Origin of the sequence: Arthrobacter sp. Helios (genome assembly GCF_023167125.1) — a bacterium.
Taxonomy (GTDB): Bacteria; Actinomycetota; Actinomycetes; order Actinomycetales; family Micrococcaceae; genus Arthrobacter_B; species Arthrobacter_B luteolus.
Window position 1 is genome coordinate 2,142,950 of the sequence record NZ_CP095402.1, and the last position, 21,095, is coordinate 2,164,044.

General features: G+C 66.8%; 15 protein-coding genes. 7 read left to right on the plus strand and 8 right to left on the minus strand.

Annotated features, from left to right (window positions below):
- Positions 1-155 precede the first annotated feature (155 nt).
- The gene (locus ArtHe_RS09600; protein WP_248316603.1) at positions 156-1,310 is read right to left on the minus strand and encodes a S16 family serine protease; all 1,155 of its coding nucleotides are present in this window, start codon (positions 1,308-1,310) and stop codon (positions 156-158) included.
- A gap of 259 nt (positions 1,311-1,569) precedes the next feature.
- Between ArtHe_RS09600 and ArtHe_RS09605 the strand changes: the two genes are divergently transcribed.
- On the plus strand, positions 1,570-3,087 hold the full coding sequence (locus ArtHe_RS09605) for a zinc-dependent metalloprotease (RefSeq protein WP_248316604.1): 1,518 nt from the start codon (positions 1,570-1,572) through the stop codon (positions 3,085-3,087).
- Between the two features lie 60 nt (positions 3,088-3,147).
- Here ArtHe_RS09605 and ArtHe_RS09610 read toward each other — a convergent pair whose 3' ends face one another.
- Positions 3,148-3,720: a M48 family metallopeptidase gene (locus ArtHe_RS09610; RefSeq protein WP_248316605.1), complete on the minus strand. Its 573-nt coding sequence runs from the start codon at positions 3,718-3,720 to the stop codon at positions 3,148-3,150.
- 123 nt (positions 3,721-3,843) lie between these two features.
- On the opposite strand from ArtHe_RS09610, the gene ArtHe_RS09615 reads away from it, so the two are divergent.
- The gene (locus ArtHe_RS09615) at positions 3,844-4,923 is read left to right on the plus strand and encodes a ThiF family adenylyltransferase (RefSeq protein WP_248316606.1); all 1,080 of its coding nucleotides are present in this window, start codon (positions 3,844-3,846) and stop codon (positions 4,921-4,923) included.
- On the opposite strand, the gene ArtHe_RS09620 is transcribed toward ArtHe_RS09615, so the two are convergent.
- Positions 4,920-7,043, minus strand: a complete 2,124-nt coding sequence (locus tag ArtHe_RS09620; RefSeq protein ID WP_248316607.1) for an ATP-dependent DNA helicase UvrD2 — start codon at positions 7,041-7,043, stop codon at positions 4,920-4,922. The genes ArtHe_RS09615 and ArtHe_RS09620 overlap by 4 nt on opposite strands.
- Positions 7,040-8,017 (minus strand): NAD(+) diphosphatase, encoded by a 978-nt coding sequence (gene nudC, locus ArtHe_RS09625; protein WP_248316608.1) that lies wholly within the window; start codon positions 8,015-8,017, stop codon positions 7,040-7,042. The genes ArtHe_RS09620 and nudC overlap by 4 nt, the downstream gene beginning before the upstream one ends.
- Positions 8,018-8,170: 153 nt before the next feature.
- On the opposite strand from nudC, the gene ArtHe_RS09630 reads away from it, so the two are divergent.
- Positions 8,171-9,529 (plus strand): macrolide 2'-phosphotransferase, encoded by a 1,359-nt coding sequence (locus ArtHe_RS09630; protein WP_248316609.1) that lies wholly within the window; start codon positions 8,171-8,173, stop codon positions 9,527-9,529.
- A gap of 22 nt (positions 9,530-9,551) precedes the next feature.
- On the opposite strand, the gene ArtHe_RS09635 is transcribed toward ArtHe_RS09630, so the two are convergent.
- Positions 9,552-11,027 carry an MFS transporter gene (locus tag ArtHe_RS09635; RefSeq protein ID WP_248316610.1) on the minus strand — a complete coding sequence of 492 codons (1,476 nt, stop codon included), beginning with the start codon at positions 11,025-11,027 and terminating at the stop codon, positions 9,552-9,554.
- A 63-nt stretch (positions 11,028-11,090) separates the two neighbouring features.
- Here ArtHe_RS09635 and ArtHe_RS09640 point away from each other — a divergent pair, with 63 nt between their 5' ends.
- The 4 genes from ArtHe_RS09640 (at position 11,091) to ArtHe_RS09655 (ending at position 13,808) form a co-directional block, all read left to right on the plus strand.
- A complete protein-coding gene (locus ArtHe_RS09640) occupies positions 11,091-11,612 on the plus strand; it encodes a MarR family transcriptional regulator (protein ID WP_248316611.1) in 522 nt (173 codons plus the stop codon).
- A 197-nt stretch (positions 11,613-11,809) separates the two neighbouring features.
- On the plus strand, positions 11,810-12,190 hold the full coding sequence (locus tag ArtHe_RS09645; protein WP_248316612.1) for a GntR family transcriptional regulator: 381 nt from the start codon (positions 11,810-11,812) through the stop codon (positions 12,188-12,190).
- Positions 12,187-13,116, plus strand: a complete 930-nt coding sequence (locus ArtHe_RS09650; protein ID WP_248316613.1) for an ABC transporter ATP-binding protein — start codon at positions 12,187-12,189, stop codon at positions 13,114-13,116. Before ArtHe_RS09645 ends, ArtHe_RS09650 begins: the two co-directional genes overlap by 4 nt.
- Positions 13,113-13,808, plus strand: a complete 696-nt coding sequence (locus ArtHe_RS09655; protein ID WP_248316614.1) for a hypothetical protein — start codon at positions 13,113-13,115, stop codon at positions 13,806-13,808. The genes ArtHe_RS09650 and ArtHe_RS09655 overlap by 4 nt, the downstream gene beginning before the upstream one ends.
- 84 nt (positions 13,809-13,892) lie before the next feature.
- Here the strand turns inward: ArtHe_RS09655 and ArtHe_RS09660 are convergent, their stop codons facing one another.
- The 3 genes from ArtHe_RS09660 to ArtHe_RS09670 all read right to left on the minus strand — a co-directional run bounded on the left by ArtHe_RS09660 (position 13,893) and on the right by ArtHe_RS09670 (position 21,083).
- Entirely contained in the window at positions 13,893-17,381 is a 3,489-nt protein-coding gene (locus ArtHe_RS09660) for an ATP-dependent DNA helicase (RefSeq protein ID WP_248316615.1), read from the minus strand.
- Positions 17,378-20,611: an ATP-dependent DNA helicase gene (locus ArtHe_RS09665; protein ID WP_248316616.1), complete on the minus strand. Its 3,234-nt coding sequence runs from the start codon at positions 20,609-20,611 to the stop codon at positions 17,378-17,380. The genes ArtHe_RS09660 and ArtHe_RS09665 overlap by 4 nt, the downstream gene beginning before the upstream one ends.
- Before the next feature lie 76 nt (positions 20,612-20,687).
- A complete protein-coding gene (locus ArtHe_RS09670; protein WP_248316617.1) occupies positions 20,688-21,083 on the minus strand; it encodes an MGMT family protein in 396 nt (131 codons plus the stop codon).
- Positions 21,084-21,095 lie beyond the last annotated feature (12 nt).

Genomic DNA, 21,095 nt, shown 5'->3' on the forward strand with positions numbered 1-21,095 from the left:
TCCAAATCGAAGCAACCGTGACCCCTCTGTCCGACGGCTGCGCGTTTCTTGCCGTGGTTCCCTATTCTGCCCTGTTTGGCTGCCGAACGGCCACTTATACCGGCCCCTGAGCTGAACCTTATTAGGATCGTGATTCGCGCCCGCCGTGAACGTTCTTAGGCGCCGTCCGTACAGCTGCCCAAGCCCGCGGCGCTTCCGCCCGCGGCGAGGGTCTCGACGGCGGTGAGCGCATCGTCCAGGGTGGCAACGCTGACCACCACCAGATCTGCGGGGATATTCCCGGCAACCTCTTCGCAGTTGGCCTCCGGCGCCAGGAAGAATTCGGCTCCGGAGCTCTTTGCTCCCACCATCTTCTGTTCGATCCCTCCAATGGGACCGACGTTCCCGGACGCATCGATGGTGCCGGTGCCGGCGAAGTGCCGCCCGTTGGTCAGCTCTCCCGGGGTGAGTTTGTCGATAATTCCGAGGGCGAACATCGTTCCGGCCGAGGCGCCGCCAACATTCTCCAGCGCGATGCTGACCTCAAACGGGAAAGTGAAGTCGATGCTGAGGTAGGCACCCATTTGGTAGGCGCCTGAGTCCGAGAGTTCAGGGGTGATGCTCACGGTCTGTTCACCGCCATTCCGGCGGACCGTGATGTCGGCGGGGTTACCCTCCGACTCATTCAGTGCCTGGCGCAGCGAGTCCATCCCCTCGACGGATTTGCCGTCCACCTGCAGCAGAACATCGCCGGTTTCCAGCTTCCCGTCAGCCGGTGCCCCTTCCATGGTGCCGGCAACTGCCAGCTCCTCCGTGAAGGGAATATCCAGCTGTGCCAAAGCCGCCGCCACGGCAGATTCCTGGGATGAGGTCATCGCAGCCGCGTTCTCCTCTTTGACCTGGCCGCTGGTGGTTCCCGGCGGATATACGAAGTCAACGGGGAGAACGGCGTCGTCCGGGCTGATCCAGGCCGCGAGCACCTCCGCCATGCTGACCGCGCCGTTGGGGCCGCCGGAGACGTAGACAGTGGTCAGGTCCAGTTCGCCCGCCGTCGGATAGGTTTCCCGGCCCTCGATGCTGATCAATGGACCCGAAGGGATTTCCCCGATGGTGTTGAACGTGGGGCCTGGCGATTCCACGACGTACGGAGCGGGCAGCATCAAGCCCGCGGCCCCGAGCAGCAGCGCCGTTCCGCCGGCAACGAACAAGGCCCGGCGGCGGGGTGAACGCCGGCCGCGGGACGGACCTGGTCCAGCATCCGCTGTGCTGTCCGCAGACGGTATCTCCGCGCCGTCGGCAGCGGGAGGAAAGTCTTCATTCGGGGAACGCAATCGGCTTTCCTTTCCTGCACCGGCGGTGTTCGCGGCGCAGCGGCTGTTTTCGTGGTGATTCGGCGCAGTGCATGCTGGCCTGGTTCCTGGGGCCGTACGTGGAGCCCTGGGCCATTGTCCCACGTGGTCCTTTGCCAACAGCGAACGAATCCCGGAATGCGGGACAGGCCGCAGCGCCTGCCGGTAACGTGGAAACCCAGGCCGCCGGTGATCCACCGGCTGCCCAGGCATCAGAACTTCCACAGGACCGGTGGTACCCATGAGCTCAAACCCCTCCGACCACGGGGATACGCCCCAGGACCCGTTGTCCGAAATGCTCGCGCGCCTTTTCGGCGGGCAGGCCGGAGGCATAGATCCGCAGGAACTGGCCAAAGCTGCCGGGCTGCCTTCGGACCCTAATGCCATGGCCATGATCCTTCAGCAGGTTCAGGCCATGTTCAGCACTCCCACGGACGGGCCGGTCAACTGGCAGCTCGCCAAGGACAACGCACGCCGGGTGGCCGCCGCCGGCACCGACCCCTCGGTCAGCGCCCAGCAGGCGCGTGACGTTGGCGAAGCACTGCACGTTGCGCAGATGTGGCTTGATCCAGTCACCGATTTTCCCTCCACGGCGGCGATCGGCAAGGCCTGGTCCCGCGCCGAGTGGGTCGAAGCAACCATGGATTCCTGGCGCCGCCTTACCGAGCCCGTGGCAGTCAGCATTTCCCAAGCGCTGAGCGACGCCATTTCCACGCAGATGCCTGAGGAAATGAAGTCCTTGATGGGCGGGGCCTCTTCCATGCTCGCCAACATGGGCGGGGCGATGTTCGGGATCCAGCTGGGCCAGGCTGTTGGTGCCCTGTCCAAGGAGGTTGTCAGCTCGACTGATGTCGGCCTTCCGCTGGCCGCCGGAACCATGGCGCTGCTGCCGGCGAACGTCGCCGCCTTCGGCGAGGGCCTGGATATTCCGGAGGCCGAAATCCGGCTGTACCTGGCTGTCCGTGAAGCAGCCCACGCCCGGCTGTTCGCCCATGCGCCCTGGCTGGCCGGGCATCTCTTCGGCAGCATCGAGAGCTATGCCAGGGGCATCCACATCGATATTTCCAAGATCGAAGACGTGGCACGGGATATCGACCCGAGCAACCCCGAGTCGCTGCAGGAAGCACTCGCCGGCGGCGTATTCCAGCCCGAGCGCACACCTGCACAGGATGCGGCGCTTGAGCGCCTGGAAACCGCGCTGGCCCTGGTCGAAGGCTGGGTGGACGAGGTCAGCGCCGCCGCAACCTCCAACCTTCCTTCAGCCGCGGCCCTCCGCGAGATGATCCGGCGGCGGAGGGCCAGCGGCGGTCCCGCTGAGCACACCTTCGCATCGCTGGTCGGACTGGAGCTGCGGCCCCGCCGGCTCCGCGATGCCGCTGCCCTGTGGGCACAGCTGCGCGAAGAACGCGGAGTTGAGGGACGGGATGCCATCTGGGAACACCCCGACCTGATGCCAACCTCCAAAGATCTGGACGACCCGCTGGGCTTCAGCAAGCGCCGCGAACTGCTCGACGCCTCCGATTCCGATGTCGATGCGGCACTGCGGCGGCTGCTTGAGGGCGGATTCGACCAGCAGGAGGAGGACGCCCCCGGCACGCCCGCCGATCCTGCTGCAGAACCCTCCGGCGAAACGCGTCCGGACGCCGAGGCGGACTCCTCCGGTGACGCTCAGCCGGACGGAAGCCCGGAGGACGGATCTGATGCAGAGAACAACGACGCAGAGGACCCTGACAACGGCAAGGACGGCAGCGCTTCCTAGGCCAGAGAGCTTCCTCAGCCAGTGACGAAACACCCCGGGCGGCGTACCGCCCGGGGTGTTTCAGTCTTCGGACATCTCGCCTTTGAGCCCGCGCGCGCTGGCAAACGCCGCGCCGGAGAGGAAGGCCTTGGCCGTCTCAGTCTGTGGATAGGACTCCAGGAGGCGCCAGAACCGGGGTCCGTGTGACGCCTCAATCAGGTGGGCAAGTTCGTGCAGCAGAACGTAGTCAACGACCCAGGGCGGCATGCCGGCCAGTTTGTCCGAAAGCCGGATGGTCCCGCGAGCCGGTGTGGCCGAGCCCCAGCGCGAATTCTGGTTGCTGACCCACCGCACCGAAACGGGCTTGGCGGCCCCTCCGAGGTAGCGGTCTGAAAGCTCGGCTGCCCGCCGCGCCAGGTCAGTTTCTGCGCTGGCGGGGTCAGGTGCCGGAGCAGCCGCTGCCCGGGTCTCCAGCCGGTCCACCATACGCTGAACCCAATCCGCTTCCTGCGCCCGGGTGAAGTGCGCCGGAATGGACACCACTGCTACTCCGTCGCGGAAAACGGCGTTGACTGTGCGCTTTCGCCGGGCCGAGCGGCGCACCTCGATGGGCAGGCCGCCACGGGTGGTGGCGGGAACAGACGGGGTGGGCATGCCTCCAGCTTATTCCGGCAGCCGGCGGGTTCGTGAACCTGTGGATAACCCGGGAAGCGGTTTCACCGCGTGCCAGCATGGGTGCTCCTACGTTTTCAGACCGCTGTCTTCAGGAGGCCCAGCATGCGGATCAACCCGGGAATCTACGTTCTGGACCTTGGCTCTGACCGCAGGCAGTTCGGCCTGGGCGCCGGGGCGCTGCTGCTGGCCGGCCTTACTGCCGCCGATCTGACCTTTGTCGGCCACCTGCGCGGCGGGATTCCCGACGGTACGGAGCAGGCCGCTGCGGCAGCGGCGGGCATCGGCGCAGAACGGCAGTCGCAGCTGTTGACAGCCCTGGCACCGGTCCTGCTGCCCTGCCCCGGGAGCCAGTATCCGCTGCCTCCCCTGCGGCAGGAGCGGCTGTCGCCGGACATCCAGCGGCTCTCCGCGGTATATGGCCAGGACGCCTCCGGAGCTGTCGCCCGCCGCGCAGGTGCCGCCGTCGAAATCCAGGGCCTGGGACGCTGCGGGGCGCTCCTTGCGCGCACCCTGGCAGCTGCCGGAATCGGCACCCTGCTCCTGGGCGACCCGCACGTAGTCGCGCCCTCCGATGTGGGACCCGCCTACGCACTAACCGACATCGGCATGCAGCGGTTCCAAGCAGTCAGACGGCACCTGTATCGGATCGACCCGACCGTCCGGGTCCTCTCCGTTCCGGGACCGGCTGCAGGCCGGCCCGCCGCCGGCACGGACCTGGCTGTCCTCGTCTCTGACCAGCCCGGCCCGCTGCTCTCAGCTGGCGGCGGTGAACGAGAGCAGCCCCATCTCGCGGTTGCGGTCCAGCAGTACGGCTACCAGGTCGGCCCGCTCGTGGTGCCGGGATCCACTGCTTGCCTGGGCTGCCTGGATCGGTACCGCGGCGATGCCGACCCCGGCTGGTACGCCTCCTCCGCGGCGTCGGCGCAGCCTGACCCAGGCGGTCAGCAGGGGCCCGGCGGTCAGCAGGGGCCCGGCGGCGAGGAAGTCTCGGCGGCTGGCCTGGCAGCGGGGATCGCCGCGGGCCAGGCGCTGTCCTTTATCGACGGCGTAGCCCAGCCCGTGACGTGGTCGGCCGTGCTTCAGCTGCGCACCGCTGACGGACACATCGGAGTGGAACCACTCGAGTTCCATCCCGGGTGCGGCTGCCGGCTGCAGTCCGCCGGCACAAGCAAGGCGGCCTAAGCGCCGGGGTGGGCGGCGAGCACGGCCAGGACTGCCTCACCGTAGCGTTCCAGCTTGGACGGCCCCACCCCCGGAAGGGTGGCCAGCCGGTTCAGCGTTGGCGGTTTGTCCTCAGCGATGGCCACCAGCGTGGCATCGGTGAAGACAACAAACGCCGGAATGCCCGCCTCGGCGGCAGTTCCGCGGCGCCAATCCCGCAGCGCCTCAAACGTCACTTCGTCATAGGTCGCAGGACAGTCCCCGCATCTGCCCATCTTCCGCTCAGCACCGGTGCCGAGGAGTGTCCCGCACACACGGCACTTTGCCGGACCCGCAACCTTTTTGCGGGCCGCCCGTACCTGCCGCGGTCCGGCTGCGTCCCGTGCGGTATTGGGCCGCAGCCCGTCCAGGAACCGCGACGGCTTGCGGTTGGCCCGGCCGCCCGGTGTCCGGGCTGTAGACCAGGACAGGGCCAGATGCACCCGCGCGCGGGTGATCCCGACGTAGAGCAGGCGCCGTTCCTCATCAACAGCTTCCGGCGTGTCCGCGAAGGAGATCGGCATCAGGCCTTCGCTCAGGCCCACCAGGAAGACGGCGTCCCATTCCAGGCCCTTGGCCGAGTGCAGGCTCGCCAGGGTCACTCCCTGGACTTTCGGCGCGTGCTGCGCGGCAGCGCGCTCCTCGAGTTCGGCGGAGAAGTCCTGCAGGGTGAAAATGCTCTCCGGATCCAACGTCCGGTTCGCGTGCAGCTCATCGGCGAGCGCCACCAGGGCGGCAAGGGATTCCCAGCGTTCGCGGGTCGCTCCTCCCCCGGAGGGCGCTTCAGCGGTGTAGCCGAGGTTCGCAAGGATGTCCCGCACCAGCTGCGGCACCGGTTCGTTTCCCACGGAACGGGCCGCAGCGCGCAGCTGCAGCATCGCGTCGCGGACTTCCCGCCGGGCGAAGAAGCGCTCCCCACCGCGCAGCTGGTAGCCGATTCCGGCGGTGGCCAGAGCCTGCTCGTAGGCCTGGGACTGCCCGTTCGTCCGGAACAGGACGGCGATCTGGCTGGGTTCGATGCCTTCCTCGACCAGTTTCCGGATCCGTGCGGCGACCTGGGCAGCCTCTGCTTCGTCATCAGAGCACTCGGTGAACGTTGGTTCCGGGCCGGAGCTGCGCTGCGCTATCAGTTCCAGCGGCTCGGGCCAGGGGGGCGCGTTGCGCGAACGTTCCCCTTCAGCCGTCCGGGCAGCCAGGATGCGGTTGGCCAGGTTGACCACCTGCGGAGTGGAACGGTAGTCCCGCACCAGCTTCACCACCTGCGCCCCCGGAAAGCGGTGCGTGAATTCCAGCAGATGCCGCGATGTGGCCCCGGTGAAGGAGTAAATGGTCTGGCTGGCATCACCCACCACGCAGAGTTCGTTCCGCTCCCCAAGCCACAGGTCCAGCAGGCGCTGCTGCAGCGGGGAAACGTCCTGGTACTCGTCCACCACGAAATGCCGGTACTGGTCCCGCACCGCGGCGGCCACCCGGGGGTCCTCCTGCAGGATGCCCACGATGATCAGCAGCACGTCCTCAAAATCGATGACGTTGCGGTCAACCTTCACGTCCTCGTAGGACTGGAAGATCCGGGACACAGTGGTGAGGTCAAACCCGGCGGGGGCGTCCCGTCCGGCGGCTGCCCGCACGTAGCTGTCCGGGGTGAGCATGGAGACCTTGGCCCATTCAATTTCCGCTGCCACGTCGCGGATCGCGGCGCGGTCGGTGGAGAGCCGCAGCCGGCGCGCAGCTTCAGCGATCAGCTGCGCTTTGTGGTCCAGCAGCCCCGGCAGGGGCCCGCCAACCGTCTGCGGCCAGAAGTACTGCAGCTGCTTGAGCGCCGCGGCATGGAAGGTCTTGGCCTGGACGCCGCCGGCCCCCAGATCCCGCAGCCGGGTGCGCATTTCAGCTGCGGCCCGGGCGGTGAAGGTAACGGCGAGGACCTGCTGCGGCTTGTACAGGCCTGAGTGGACGCCGTACGCCATGCGGTGGGTGATGGCCCGGGTCTTGCCGGTGCCGGCACCGGCCAGGACGCACAGCGGCCCGTTCAGCGTGGTCGCGACTTCGCGCTGTTCGTCGTCGAGCCCCGCGAGGATCCGTGCTTCGAGCGAATCGGTGATCATTTGCCGCCTGCCGGAACCGGCTCAGGCACGGGCCCGCCGTACCAGCGGTCAATCAGGTTGCGGGCGATGGAGATCGAGGAAGGGATGGTCAGCTCTCCCGAGGCAACGGCTTCGGTAAGTTCCTTGCGGGTAAACCAGCGCACGTCTGACATCTCGACGCCATCGGCCTGCGGTTCGGTTCCGTCTGCCTCAGCGCAGAAACCGAGCATCAGGGAACAAGGGAACGGCCAGGGCTGCGAGCCAAGGTACTGCGGATTGCGCACCACCACACCGGATTCCTCCGCCACCTCGCGGATCACCGCCGCTTCGAGCGATTCCCCCGGCTCGACGAAGCCGGCGAGCGTGGAGTACCGGTTGCCGGGCCAGGCAGCCGCTGAGCCGAGCAGGATGCGGTCCTGCTGATCGGTGATGGCCACGATGATCGCCGGATCAGTGCGGGGAAAGTGCTGGCTGCCGTCCTCCGGGCAGCGGCGTACCCAGCCGCCTTGTTCCAACCCGGTGGGCGCACCGCAGCGCGGGCAGTGGGTGTGCGTGGCATGCCAGTTCGATACCGCGCAGGCTTCGACAAAGAGTCCCGCGTCCAGCGCTCCCAGAGTTGTCGCAACCTCCCGCAGGCCGGCCCAGCGGGCACCGTCCACAGCGGGTGCTGCTTCCGGTTCCGGTACGGTGACCATCACGATGTCAGCACCGACGGCAGCTGAGCCTGCTTCGAGCGTCCGGCCCAGATAGACCGGGTCGGTGCCAAAGCCGCCGGGCCCGGGCTGCTGCAGGACGAGTTCTGTGTTGTTCCGGCTGGTGTCCCTAATCAGGGTTTTCCCGCCGGAAATGTACATCACCCGGGTGGTCGGCAGGTCAAGGATGGTCTCGAAGAGATCTTCGGCGACTCTCCGTTCACTGCCCCGGTCCACGGCGCCGCGGGCAAGCGGCAGCGCTCCAAGTTGCGGGGTCTCTGCTGTGCGTAGCGGGCTGGTCATATACCTACCGTACTGACTGAGGAAGCCCAAGCGGAAAGCGGGATGCCACGCAGTGGATAGAGCACCCGCCCTGCTGAGGTTTTCCTCACGCTCTTCCGACTCGCCGGGGGTCTATGGGTTACTCCCGCCACATGTGCCCCTACGGTTGAAGGTGTGAAACGCACACCTATGGAATTGGCAGCCCTGGCCAGCGCCGCCGTACCGGCACTGGCGCTTACCGGTGTCGCCGGTTCGCCGGACGACGTCGTGGATTTCGACTCCGCACTCCTTGTTGACGACGCCGGCAAACAGTGGCGGGTGCGCTCACCCAAGCATGTGGAAGCCAGCATGCGCCTCGAAACCGAGCTGCTGGTGCTGCGCGCTTTCGTCCCTGCCGTCCGCGCCGAGCTGCCGTTCGCGCTGCCCTATGTCGCGGGAACGGTCCGCCAGGGCGAGCTGTGCACGTTTGTGTACTCCCACCTGCCCGGAACGACCCGTGACATTGATGACCTGGCCGCCGTTGGCGGTGAGCTGGCCGCCGACATCGGACGCACGATGGCTGCGGTTCACGCCCTGCCCCAGTCCCTCGTCAACAACGCGGACCTGCCCAGCTACACGGCCAACGAGTTCCGTCAGCGCAAGTTGAACGAACTCGACCAGGCAGCCACCACCGGCAAAATCCCCGCCACCCTGCTGCGGCGCTGGGAGCATGCCCTGGAGGATGTCGGCTTGTGGCGGTTCAGTCCCACCGTGGTGCACGGCGACCTCCATGAGGACAACCTGCTCATCTCCGGCAGCCGGGTCAGCGCTGTCAGCGGTTGGACAGATCTGCGCATCGGGGATCCCGCCGATGACTTTGCCTGGCTGATCGCCGCCAACAACACCGGCTTCACCGACGCCGTCCATGCCGCCTATGTGGCGGCCCGCCCGGACGCGGTGGATCCCCACCTCATCCGCCGCGCAGCACTCTCCGCGGAGTTCGCCCTGGCCCAGTGGCTGGTGCGCGGGCTGGCCGCGCAGAACCCGGAGATGGTGGCCGAGGCAGAGGACATGCTCTCGACCCTGGAAGCGGACATCCTGGAGCAGGAGGCTGCCCTGGCCCTGGAACGCGAGTCCGCCCCGCCGGAATTCGAACCCGCCAGCGTCCAGGCCTCCACTCCCGCCGCCGCCGTGAAAAGCGCGGCCGGAGCCAAGGTAGGAGCAAAGTCCGAAACCAAGGTGAGCGTCCTGCCCATCAGCGTGGATGAGCCAGGCGTTCTGCAAACGGAGGCTCCGGCGGCTACGGCGGACGAGGTCAGCGGCGTTGACGGCACCGTTCCCGCGGCAGATGAAAAGGCCACCGCCACGTCAGAACACAGTTCCGCCGGCCCGTCAGCACCTGGGGAGACCAGCGCACCCGCACTGACGGCTGAGCCGGAGGAGGCCGCCGGCCCGGCTGCCGCAGCCGGGGAACCGGGTACGGCGACCACGGCAATTCCCTTGACGGACAGCGCAGGTCCCGAAGCTAAGAAGGACCCGCGCCCGGCAAGCTAGCCGGAGTCAGGGAAACCAGCGGTCATTCCGAGGCCAGTGCGGGCTTCGGTTCCACCGGGCTGGTCTCGTCGTCCGGTCCTGCACCGAACTCGTCTGCCCGTCCCGTCCTGGGGAACAGGAAGGACAGGATGAAGAATGCGGCGAGCAATCCGGCCTGGATGAGCAGTGTGCTTCGGAAGGCATCCGCGGGTGAACCGTCGGTGATGACCGAGAAGAACGTTGACCCGAACACCGCCACGCCGATCGAACTCGCGATTGACTGCACGGCCGTGAGCACCCCCGAGGCCGAGCCGATCTCCTCGTCCTTGACCGCTGCCAGGATGATGCTGAACAGCGCGGCGATGACCAGACCCGATCCAAAACCGATCACGGCAATCCCCGGCACGATCTGCCAGATATCGAACGGTCCTTCAGCGCCAAGTTCTACCCAGAGGACCGCAGCTCCGATGATCTGGGCGGCAGCTCCGATCTGCAGGACAGCGCGGCCAAGCCGCTCTGCGAGGAAGGCACCGCTCAGCGCGCCTCCAACGGCGGTCCCCAAAGCGACGGGCAGGTTACCCAGTCCGGCTTCACCGGCACTGAATCCTTCGCCGATCTGCAGGAACAGTGTCAGGATCAGCTGCGTTCCGATGAGGGCGCTGAAGTAAAGCGCTATGCCCGCCAGACCAAGGGTGTAGGCCCGGCGGGAGAAAATCCCCGGCACAACCAGAGGAGTCCGGCCGTGCCGGGCCGCTGCTCGTTGATGCCGTGCGAACGCCACAAACCCGGCGAGGCCTGCACCAATGCTCAACCACGTCCAAAGCGGCCAGTCCTGCTCCTGTCCGAAGTTCAGCGGCAGGACCAGCAGCGCCGACGCCACGATAATGATGGCCGCTCCCACAACATCCACCCCGACCGTCTTGTCTCCGGCCCGGCGGGGAAGAATGCGCCACGCGATGATGAAAGCCGCGAGGCCGATGGGCACGTTGACGAGGAAAACCGCACGCCATCCGAGCCCCAGCAGATTGGCTTCGATGAGGCCGCCGCCAATGATCGGACCCAGGATGCCGCCCAAGCCCAGCACAGGCCCGAAAACGCCGAAAACCTGGGCCAGTTCCCTGCCGGAGAAGTTCTCCCGCAGCAGCCCCAGACCCTGAGGCAGCAGCATTGCACCGGCGAGGCCCTGCAGCAGCCGCACTGCGATGAGGACTTCAATACTTGGGGCAAGGGCGCAGAGCAGGGAGATGACCGTGAACGCCAGAAGGCTTGCCAGGAACATCGGGCGGCGGCCGAAACGGTCCCCCAGCCGTCCGCCCAGGATCAGCCCCGCACCGAGAGTCAGGGCGTAGCCGCCGATTACCCACTGCAGTCCGAGCGCGGACGCTCCCAGCGAGCGTTCCAGATCAGGCCCGGCAACATTGACGATCGTGGAATCGAGCAGGTCCATGATTTCGGCGGCGAGCATCACCCCGAGGATGAGCCACCGCCAGCGGTAGGGGGTAGCGGCGGTTTCGCCCATTAAAGTTGCTCCGATTCTTGATTATCAATTTGATTGGCAACTTTGAGTATTACTATGGAGGATATGGATGTCAAAAGCACTGCCCAGCCACCCTCCGGCCCATCCTGGCGTTCCGATCGAAGCGACCGGGAAGCTGCACGGCGGGACGGCCGGCAGCTCCCGGCGGATGACATCCGTGCGCGTATTCAACAGCTGACCATTCGACAGCAGCGCTTTGAGCGCTATCTGGCCTCCGAGCTGGGCGTTGATGCGCCGGGACTCGAGGCCATGGACCACCTGATCGCGGCCGGCCCGGCCACACCCACGGAACTGGCCAGGCGGCTGGGGATTTCGACGGCCGCCACCACACTCGTCCTGAACCGCCTCGAAGAGGCAGGCCATATCAGACGCGACCGCCATCCATCCGACGGCCGCAAACTGATCGTGACCGCCGCACAGAGCTCGGCCGACCGGGCCTACGAACGCGTACTGCCCATGATCGAAGGGGTCGAGCAGCTGGTCGAGGGAATGTCAGCCCCGGAACGCGCGACGGTGCAGAAGTTTCTTGACGGGCTCGTCGCGGTGTACGACCAGGCCACAGACTGACCCCCTCCGGCTGCCTGCATCGTGAAGCCGCAGCGCCTGCCTGAATCCAGGCAGGCGCTTTTTAGTGCCCGCCTACCCCGCTGAATTCCTTGGCGCAAACCGTTGACATGCCCCTGCCTCCATGGTTAGTTAGTCAAGTAACTAACCAACGAGCCGATTAGGGCCGCAGCAAATGAGCCACAGTAAAGCAGGATGCCGTGATCGATGACAGCAGACCGATCTTCCAGCAGATTGCTGAGCGGATCGAGGGTGATGTCCTGGACGGTGTATTGCAGGAGGAGGGCCAGGTGCCGTCAACCAACGAAATCGCCGCGTTTTACCGGATCAACCCGGCAACGGCCGCGAAGGGTGTCAACCTGCTGGTGGACCAGGGCCTGCTCTACAAACGCCGCGGCATTGGCATGTTCGTGGCACCCGGGGCACGCACCGCAGTGCTCGCCAAACGCCGGGACCAGTTCTACCGCCAGTATGTGCAGCCCCTCCAGACCGAGGCACGGAAGCTCGGCATCGGGGTGGAGGAACTTACCAGCCTTATCCAACGCAGTGCCGCTGAACACGAAGGGACCCCGGCACCATGAACGTCATAGAAACCCGCGGACTGACCCGCCGATACAAGGACCAGCTGGCCCTTGACGACGTCAACCTCGATATCTCTCCGAACCGCATCTACGGCCTCCTGGGCCGCAACGGTGCAGGAAAAACCACCCTGATGTCCATCCTGACTGCCCAGGGGTTTGCCAGCTCCGGGGAAGTGCGGGTGTTCGGCGGAAACCCGTTCGAGAACGAACACATCCTCTCCCGCCTGTGCTTCGTCCGCGAGTCGCAGAAGTACCCCGACGACTTCACGGTACGGAATGCCCTGGACGCAGCTGCCCTGTTCTTTCCCAACTGGGACAGGGACCTGGCAGAAACCCTGCTGGAGGACTTCCAGCTCCCCCGGCCGAAAAAACACCGGATCAAGAAACTCTCCCGCGGCCAGCTCTCCGCCGTCGGCGTGATCATCGGCCTGGCGTCCAGGGCGGAGCTGACGTTCTTCGACGAGCCCTACCTGGGTCTCGACGCCGTTGCCCGGCAGCTCTTCTACGACCGCCTGCTCACAGACTTCGCAGACCACCCGCGGACGATCATTCTCTCCTCCCACCTGATCGATGAAGTGGCGAACCTGCTCGAGCACGTCATCGTGATTGACCGCGGACGCATCGTGATGGACGACGAGGTGGAAACCATCACCGGATCCGCGTTCGCCGTAGCCGGGAAGTCCTCGGCCGTGGAGGAATTCGTTGCCGGGCGGCCGGTGCTGCACCGGGAAGGTCTGGGAGCCCTCGCGTCGGTCACCGTCGACGCTCCCCTCTCACCGGATGACCGCGAACGTTCCCTGGCCCTGGGCCTGGAAATCGCTCCGGTTTCCCTGCAGCAGCTCATTATCCGCCGCACGCTCAAGGCAAACGAGCACTTCGGCTCCGCCGCCGGCAGCAACGAACAGACCCAGGAGGTCCTGCGATGAACCGCCCGCTCGCCGTCGCCCGCATGCAGCTGCTGAACAAATGGCTGTACCTGGGCATACCAGGAATCATTATTGTCTCGTCCACGCTGATTGCCATCGCGATCCTGGCGCTGGTTCCCTCGGATCAGGGGGAGGGAACCCGGCTGGCGTTCTCCGGCCAGGCGGTCATGTGGTACTTCCTGGCAGACGGTGTTCAGTCGCTGAGCCTTACGTTTCCGTTTTCGCAGGCAATGAGCGTCAGCCGGAGGTCCTTCTACATTGGGACACTGGGGTTGTTTTCACTGCTCGCACTCGGTCTGGGGGTGCTGTACTGGCTCCTGGGGCTGGTGGAACGGGCAACGAACGGCTGGGGGGTCGATGGGAATATCTTCGCCCTGCCATGGGTCGCTGAGTCCGCCTGGTGGGTCCAGATCCTGCTCTACTTCGCGCTGACCATCCTGCTGTTTATGTTCGGATTCTGGTTCGCCACCGTGTACCGGCGCTGGCGGACAATTGGCCTGGTTGCAGCCCTGCTGGGTTTCGCCCTGATCCTGCTGGGCGGGGTGGCCGCCGCAACGACGACGGATTCCTGGGCCGCCGTCGGCGCCTGGTTCCTCCAGCTCACACCGCTGTCCCTGTCCGGCTGGCTGCTGCTCGCCGGGGTGGTCCTCGCCGCAGGCTCTTACGGAACACTTCGCCGGGCTACCCCCTAGGTGCCTGGCCTCCGAAGAAACGGAACAGCGCCGCCGTCCAATCCAGGATGGCGGCGCTGTTCCGATTTGCCCGGCCCCGAACGATCAGGACCGGCCAGCCACGGACCGGGCTGCTCCGCCTGCTGAGTCGAGAATGATCCGCTCCAGCTCTTGTTCCCCGAGGAGGTTGTGCGGGCGGATCACTTTGTCTGCGGCCACAAAATAGAACGCAGCCCGCACCTTCTCAAGCGGCACGTTCCTGAGCCGCGACCAGGCCAGGCGGTAGACCGCCAACTGGACTGACCGCACCGCCAGTTTGTCTGCCGACGGCGGAGCACCTGTTTTCCAGTCGATCAGGTCCCAGCCGCCGTCGCTGTCCTGGAAAACTGCGTCGATACGCCCGCGGACAATCACTGAATCGACCCGGGTTTCCACCGGGACCTCAATGAACGCCGGAGTTCTGGACGCCCATTCGGAGTTTTCGAAGGTGGCTACCATGTCCTCAAGCTGGTAGGCCTCATCAACATAGGCGTCGGCGGCTCCGGCATGCTCGTCCAGATCGAGCATGCCGGAGCGGCCGAAGAAGTCCTCCACCCAGGCGTGAAATGCCGTCCCCTTCCGGGCAGCCATTCCGGGCTCGCGGGGAACGGGCCGGCGGAGCTGGCGGGTTACGGCTTCCGGATCATCGCGCAGGTCCACCAGCATGGAGGCGGAGATGTGGGCGGGCAGCTCAACCTGCATCACCTCGTCCGGCGCCCGGTGTCTCGCCAGGACCAGTTCAACATCCCGGTTCCAGCGGCGGGGTTCGAACACCGCAGAGGCGCCGTCGCCTGTCCCGCCCGCTCCCGGTAACGGCGTGCCCGGACCTGTTCCGTCTGCTTCCGCTGCCCCGGCAGCAGCAAGTACTGCAGCTGCGGCACCTTCCATCGCGGTCCGGCGGGCCGGGGACAGCGGGTCCTTAGGCCACACGGCCCGTTCGGCAGTTGCGTTGGCCGGGTTCTCGTCCCCTTCCTGCTCCGGTTCCAGCCAGGCCAGCAGCTGGAAACCCTCTGCACCGGCCGCGCCGAGTGCGTGGAGGTCCAGCAGGTAGCGCGACGCCGGCGTCGGCTTGGACCGCCCTCCACCCCAGGCGCTGGAAGTGCACAGCAGCACGTGTTTGGCACGGGTGAACGCGACGTAGGCGAGCCGGCGCTCCTCGCGCTCAGCATGCCCCCGCGCATCTTCGGCAAACAGCTTTTCCGCATCAACCCAGGACTTCTGATCCGGCTGCTCCCACTCCCACTGGGGAAGGTCGGGTGCGTCTCCGCGCAGGTTCCACGGAATGGCTTCGTTGCCGCTGCTCCAGCGGGAGTCCTTGTCGTTGGGGAACTGGCCTTCGCTGAGACCCGGAACGGCAACAACGTCCCATTCCAGTCCTTTCGATGCGTGGACCGTCAGCAGCTGAACGGCTTCCCGGCTGGTCTCCAGCTGGGTTACCGGCAGTCCGTTCTCCTCCTCGTCGGCAACTTCAAGCCAGGCCAGGAAGGCGGCCAGATCAACCCTGTCGGCGGAAGCGCTGAAGGTGGCCGCGGCGTCAACAAAGGCATCAAGGTTGCGCCGTGATTCGTGGATACTGATCCCCGGTTTGGCGGCAGCTTCGATGTCCAGCAGGATGCGCCGCTCCACCTCTCCGATCAGGGTCGCCAGGTCCTCTCCGACGTAGCCGCGCAGTTCCCGCAGCTCGTCGCGGAGCGCAGCCAGCCGGGACAGTGCCTCAGGGCTCAGGGACCGTCCGGCGTTCGACGTCCAGCCCGGTTTCGGCAGGTGATCAACAGCCTCCACCAGGCTGCCTGCCTCGGAAAGATCGGTCTCGACGACGGCGGCGCCGCTTTCGTCCGGTCCGTCGACGTCGGCAAGGTCCTGTACCCGGACGGCCCGCTCCCGGACCCGCACCAGATGGCGGGACCAGTCGGCGAGCGCCATCAGGTCAGCAGGGCCGATCCGCCAGCGGGCTCCGGCAAGGATCCGCAGCATGGAATCGGACCGCCCGGGATCCCCCAGGACCCGGAGCACGGCGAGCAGGTCAACGATCTCCGGGGTGGAGAGCAGACCGCCCAGTCCCACAATCTGCACCGGGATGCCCTCTGCTTCGAGCGCCCGCCGGATCGGGTCGAACTGTTTCTTTCCCCGGCACAGTACGGCCACGGTTGGCGGCAGCAGGTTGCCCCGCGAATCGGTCTCGTGCGGGCGCTTCCACCACTGGGCCCGGAGCTTCGCGATCTCCGCCGCCAGCGCTTCGGCTTCGCCCAGGCTGAAGGTCCCGTCCGGGAGCGCCACCGTCTTCTCGGAGAGATACCGGCCAAGGTAAACCTCCCCCACCGGTGCCTGGGGTTTGGCCTGCAGTTCCGGTACGTCCAGGGGACGGTTGTGTTTCAGCCAGGGCACTGGCTGGTTCAGCGGACCGGACACGGCATTGGCGGTGGCCAGAATGGCGGTGGAGTTACGCCAGGCCACGGAAAGGTTGGCTACCGGGGCCGGCGTCCTGCTGCCATCCGGCAGGACCAGCGGGAAGTGGGTGCGGAAGGTGCCCAGCTGCCCGGCTGACGCACCGCGGAAACCGTAGATGGACTGGTGCGGATCCCCCACTGCCGTGACCGGCGTTCCGTCACCGAACAGCTTGGAGAACAGCACCATCTGCGCGTGCGAGGTGTCCTGGAACTCGTCCAGCAGCACCACCTTGTACTTGGCCCGTTCCATCGCGGCGGCTTCCGGGATTTCCTCGGCGATGCGGGCAGCGAGTGCCACGAGGTCCCCGAAGTCCAGCTGCCGCCGTTCCGCTTTGGCCCGCTGGTAGGACTCGACCAGTTCCGTGACCGAAATTCTGGTGCGCAGCTTCCCGAGCAGGGTCCTGGCCGCCTGCGCCGGCTCCTTGGTTTTTCCGGTCTGATAGGGCAGGTCCTGCACCTCGGCGACCTGGTGTTCCAGGTCGGCGCGGACCTCCGCCGGCGTCCGAAGGTGTTCGGAACATTCGGAGGCCATCTGCAGGACGGCATTCACCAGCGTGGACTTGGCTGCGGTGAAGTGCTCGTAATCCCCGGAATAGGCCTCGACAACTTCGTTGGCCAGCTGCCAGGACTGTGCCCCACCGAGCATCACGGAGTCCCGTTCGACGCCGATGCGCAGCCCGTAATCGTTCACGATGCCGTTGGCATAGGAGTGGTAGGTGGAGACAGCAGCCTCCAGCTGGTCTGCCTCAGCCCCGCTTTCCTCCCCCAGCATGCGGAACAGCAGCCGGAGCCGCTGGCGGATACGGGTGGCCAGCTCGCCCGCGGCTTTGCGGGTAAACGTCACACCCAGTATCTGTTCGGGTGCCACCAGCCCGTTGGCGACCAGCCACACCACCCGGTCCGCCATGGTTTTGGTCTTGCCGGATCCGGCACCGGCAACAACCAGCAGCGGCTGAAGCGGTGCCTCGATGATTTCTTCCTGTGCCGCTGTGGGGTACTGGACGGACTCATTCGAGTCGCCGTGCAGCAGCTCGGCAAGCTGCCGGGCGGAGAACCGCGGACCCTGTTCCTGGCTGTTCCGCACGTCTTCGCTCACGTGGACGCTCACTCGGTGACCTGCTTTCCTTCGGTGCACAGCGGACAGATTTCCGGCAGGCGGCAGCCGTGCCCCCCGAAACCGCTCCTGGCGGGATCATGAATTGTCTCGAACGTGGCACCGGACATCAGTGCGGCAGCGTTCTGAATCATTTCCAGTGCGCTGGTGTCCTGGGCACCCAGCGGCGGCTGTTCCTGCACGGAAACCCCCTTGGACGCCGTCCCGAGCTGGACCAGGGCAGCTCCTCCCGGGACGGGCGGACCTTCTTCCAATGCCCCTTCACGGACCGCTTCCTGATAGGCCGCGAGCTGCGGGTGCCCGTCCAAATCAGCTTTTTTAGGCGCCGACTTGCCGGTCTTCAGGTCGACGATAAAGAGCCGTCCCTCGGCGTCGGCTTCCAACCGGTCGATTTGCCCGCGGAGCAGCGCCGTGCGCACGGCACCCCGGACTTCAACCGGAATCTGTGCCTCAAAGTCCTTCTCGACGGACACGAGGCTCCGGCCGCTTTGACGCATCTGGATCACATAGTCGGCCAGTTTGCGGACCATCGTCTCGGCCCGCTTGAAATCGATCTTGCCCTCCCAGGTGTCCTTCATCCCCAGTGACGGCCAGCGGCGCTGCAGTTCAGCGGCATATTCGGTGCCGGACGCGTCCGGCATATCCTGCGCGATCTGGTGGACCAGCGTGCCCAGGGACCGGGCAAAGTCCGTGGCCTGCTCGCCCCCGGCGGCGGACACGAACCAGCTCAGCGGGGACTTGGTCACCGCGTCGACCTTCGACGGCGAGACCGGTATAGGTGCCTCCGCAGGGAGGATAGGCTCGGTGCTGGAGAGTGGGAGCAGCCCCCACCATTGCGCGGGCGCAGCGCCCGGAACCCGGACGGGGTGGCGCAGCATCCGGCCCAGATGCCCGGCTGCCTCCTGCGCCAGCTCAGGATCGGTATCTCCCTGCTGGGCGTAGGCCCGCAGCTCAGCGACGAGGGACCGGAGGGTGAGCGGGCGCAGGACCTCGGTCCGGGGCCGGGCCATCACACCGTCAGGCAGCGGGTCCACCAAATCCAGGAATTGGGAGGGCTGTTCATCCTCGGATGCCACGGCCGTGCAGATCAGGACGTCGCGGGCCCTGGAGACGGCGGTGGAGAAGCTGCGCAGCTCGTCGTGGCGGATACCATGCATGAGCGTCTGCGGATTGCGGTAGCGCCGGTAATCATCGCCGAATTCGACCGCGGAGACCAGGTCTCCGCTGCCCAGCAGCTCCCCGCGCAGGCGCAGGTTCGGCCAGACGCCTTCCTGGACACCGGACACAATGACCACCGGCCACTCCCGGCCGGCGGCGCTGGCCGGAGTGAGCAGCTCCACGGCGTCGCGCTTCTGGGCCCGGGCCGCCAGGGTATCCATCGGCAGTTCCGAGCTGGTGAGGTAGTCGAGGAACTGGGCCGGGGTGGAACCGGGCAGCTGGTCGACATAGCGTTCTGCCGTCTGGAACAGGGCCATGATTGCGTCAAGGTCCCGGTCGGCGCGGAGCCCGGTGGAGCCGCCGCCCAAAGCGGCTTCGGCCCATTTTTTCGACCAGCCAGTGGCTGCCCACAGCGCCCACAGCACCGTCTCGGCGGTGGCTCCGGGTTGGCCGGCCGCTTCGGTTCCGGCCCGCAGCATTGCTGCCAGCCGTTTGGCCGCACCGGCTTCCCAGCCAAGACCTGCCAGTGCCAGGCCCGAGTCCGAGAGCGGATCAAGCAGCGCTTCGACGAGGAGGGCATCGCTGCTGCGCCCGCCGCCGGCGCGCAGTTCCTCACGCCGCAGTGCCTGGCGCAGCCTGCGCAGGTCCAGCGAGCCTGCCCCACCGATTCTGGAGGTCAGCAGTGACACGGCAGTTTCGGGGGTCAGCAGTTCCGGATCCAGGACGACGGCGAAGGCATCGAGCAGCGGCCGGACGGCTGCTTCGTCGCGGACGGCCTTTTCCGCGACGGGAACCTTCACCTCAATCCCCTGGCTGGTGAGGTAGCGCTGGATCCTGGCAAGCTGCCCGCCGGTGCGTACGATCACGGCGATGTCTTCGAGGCGGCGCCCCTCCAGCAGCTGGGCCTCGAGGATGCGCTGGGCGACGTAGCGCTGTTCGTGCATGGGTGAGTCCACCACATGGGCTGCGGCAGCACGGGCGCCTTCCCCGGACGGTGCTGCCTGCTCCGCCGGGCGTCCGGACGCGGTGCGGCAGGAGGGCAGCCCGGGTACTACGGAAATCCGGGACGCAACCCGGTGCCAGGCGGCGGCAACGGGACCGCCGAGCCGGTGCTGGGTCTCCAGCACGGCTGTCTCCAGCCCCGGACCGAGGGTCTCGGCCAGGCTGCCCAGGAGATCCGGCCGTGCTCCGCGGAAGCCCTGGACCACGGTGTCCGGGCTGGCCGTCACCACTGCGTCCCGCCCGGCGGCCAGCAGCCGCAGCAGCTGGTGGATGGCGGGGTTGGCTTCCTGCAGATCATCCACCAGGATCAGCTGCAGCCGGCCGTGCTCGGCCGCCAGGAACTCCGGATCCGATTCCAGGATCTCCAGGGCCGTTGTGATGATTCCGGCCGGATCGAAGGCTTCGGGCATGCGGATGTCCAGGACATCGCGGTATTCGGCATACAGTCCCGCTGCGGCCACCCAGTCCTGCCGGCCGTAGCGCTGGCCCAGATCTGCCAGCTCCCCGGGTGCCAGGCCCAGCTCGATGACGCGGTCGAACAGCTGCCGCACTTCCTGGCGGAACCCACGGGTCCCCAGCGCAAGTTCAAGGGATTCAGGCCAGGGCAGCTGCGGCACGCCGTTCTGGCCGTGGCCGGCCAGGAGTTCCTTGATGATGACGTCCTGCTCGGCGCCGGAGAGCAGCTTGGGTGCCCGTGTCAGGTACGGGAGCCTGCCTTCCGCCTTGGCCCGGCGGATAAGGTCGAACGCGTAGGAAGCCCAGGTCCGCGCCGGGGCAGCACTGATGGTCCGCTCCAGCCGCGCGGACAGGGCATCGCGCAGGGACGCTGCTGCCAGCCGCGACGGGGCAAGCAGCAGGACACCTGCCGGGTCCAGGCCGTCCCGCTGGATGCGTGCGACGGCGGTTTCCACCAGCACTGTGGATTTGCCGGTGCCCGGCGCGCCGAGAACCAGCAGCGGACCGCTGCCGGTGCGCCTGTCCACGGCCGCCTGCTGGTCGGGGCTCAGCCGGGGAGCTGCCCTGCCTGCTGCCGCGGGCGGAACAAGTTGCAGGTTGATGCTCATACTTCCACTTCACCACGCCGCACCGACATTGCCTGATTCGCCGCCGCCGTCAAGCGGGTTTTCACGCCCTCCCGGTTCACCGGGCCTCCCTTGGCTGCCTGCTCCCTGCCGCGGATTCGAGGCCGCGGCGCAGTCCGTCCAGGACTTCCCAGTCCGTGTCTGAAGGCTGCCAGCGGGCTTCCGTGATGCGTACGCGGTAGCCCGTCCCGTCCGCGGACGGCCTGCCGCGGACCGGCGTGTTTTCGGTCACATAGTGTTCCCAGGCCCGCCCGCCGTGACAGACCGGCGGTTCACCGGAGGCCCGGATAACCCGCCACCAGGGCACGGCGTTTCCACTGCGTGCCAGCACGGCTCCGACCTGGCGTGGGCCGCCGGCGCCGAGAAGCTCGGCGATGTCTCCATAAGCAAGCACCTTGCCCGGTGCAATAAGCTCTGCTGCTGCCAGTACGGCTTCCTGATAGTCCTCCCGCATATGCACAGCCTA

What these genes read in the sequence shown, in the direction of transcription:
- ArtHe_RS09605 (WP_248316604.1), top strand. Translation starts at nt 1,570, where the DNA reads ATGAGCTCAAACCCCTCCGACCACGGGGATACGCCCCAGGACCCGTTG.
- ArtHe_RS09610 (WP_248316605.1), bottom strand. Translation starts at nt 3,720, where the DNA reads ATGCCCACCCCGTCTGTTCCCGCCACCACCCGTGGCGGCCTGCCCATC.
- ArtHe_RS09615 (WP_248316606.1), top strand. Translation starts at nt 3,844, where the DNA reads ATGCGGATCAACCCGGGAATCTACGTTCTGGACCTTGGCTCTGACCGC.
- ArtHe_RS09620 (WP_248316607.1), bottom strand. Translation starts at nt 7,043, where the DNA reads ATGATCACCGATTCGCTCGAAGCACGGATCCTCGCGGGGCTCGACGAC.
- nudC (WP_248316608.1), bottom strand. Translation starts at nt 8,017, where the DNA reads ATGACCAGCCCGCTACGCACAGCAGAGACCCCGCAACTTGGAGCGCTG.
- ArtHe_RS09635 (WP_248316610.1), bottom strand. Translation starts at nt 11,027, where the DNA reads ATGGGCGAAACCGCCGCTACCCCCTACCGCTGGCGGTGGCTCATCCTC.
- ArtHe_RS09640 (WP_248316611.1), top strand. Translation starts at nt 11,091, where the DNA reads ATGGATGTCAAAAGCACTGCCCAGCCACCCTCCGGCCCATCCTGGCGT.
- ArtHe_RS09650 (WP_248316613.1), top strand. Translation starts at nt 12,187, where the DNA reads ATGAACGTCATAGAAACCCGCGGACTGACCCGCCGATACAAGGACCAG.
- ArtHe_RS09655 (WP_248316614.1), top strand. Translation starts at nt 13,113, where the DNA reads ATGAACCGCCCGCTCGCCGTCGCCCGCATGCAGCTGCTGAACAAATGG.
- ArtHe_RS09665 (WP_248316616.1), bottom strand. Translation starts at nt 20,611, where the DNA reads ATGAGCATCAACCTGCAACTTGTTCCGCCCGCGGCAGCAGGCAGGGCA.
- ArtHe_RS09670 (WP_248316617.1), bottom strand. Translation starts at nt 21,083, where the DNA reads ATGCGGGAGGACTATCAGGAAGCCGTACTGGCAGCAGCAGAGCTTATT.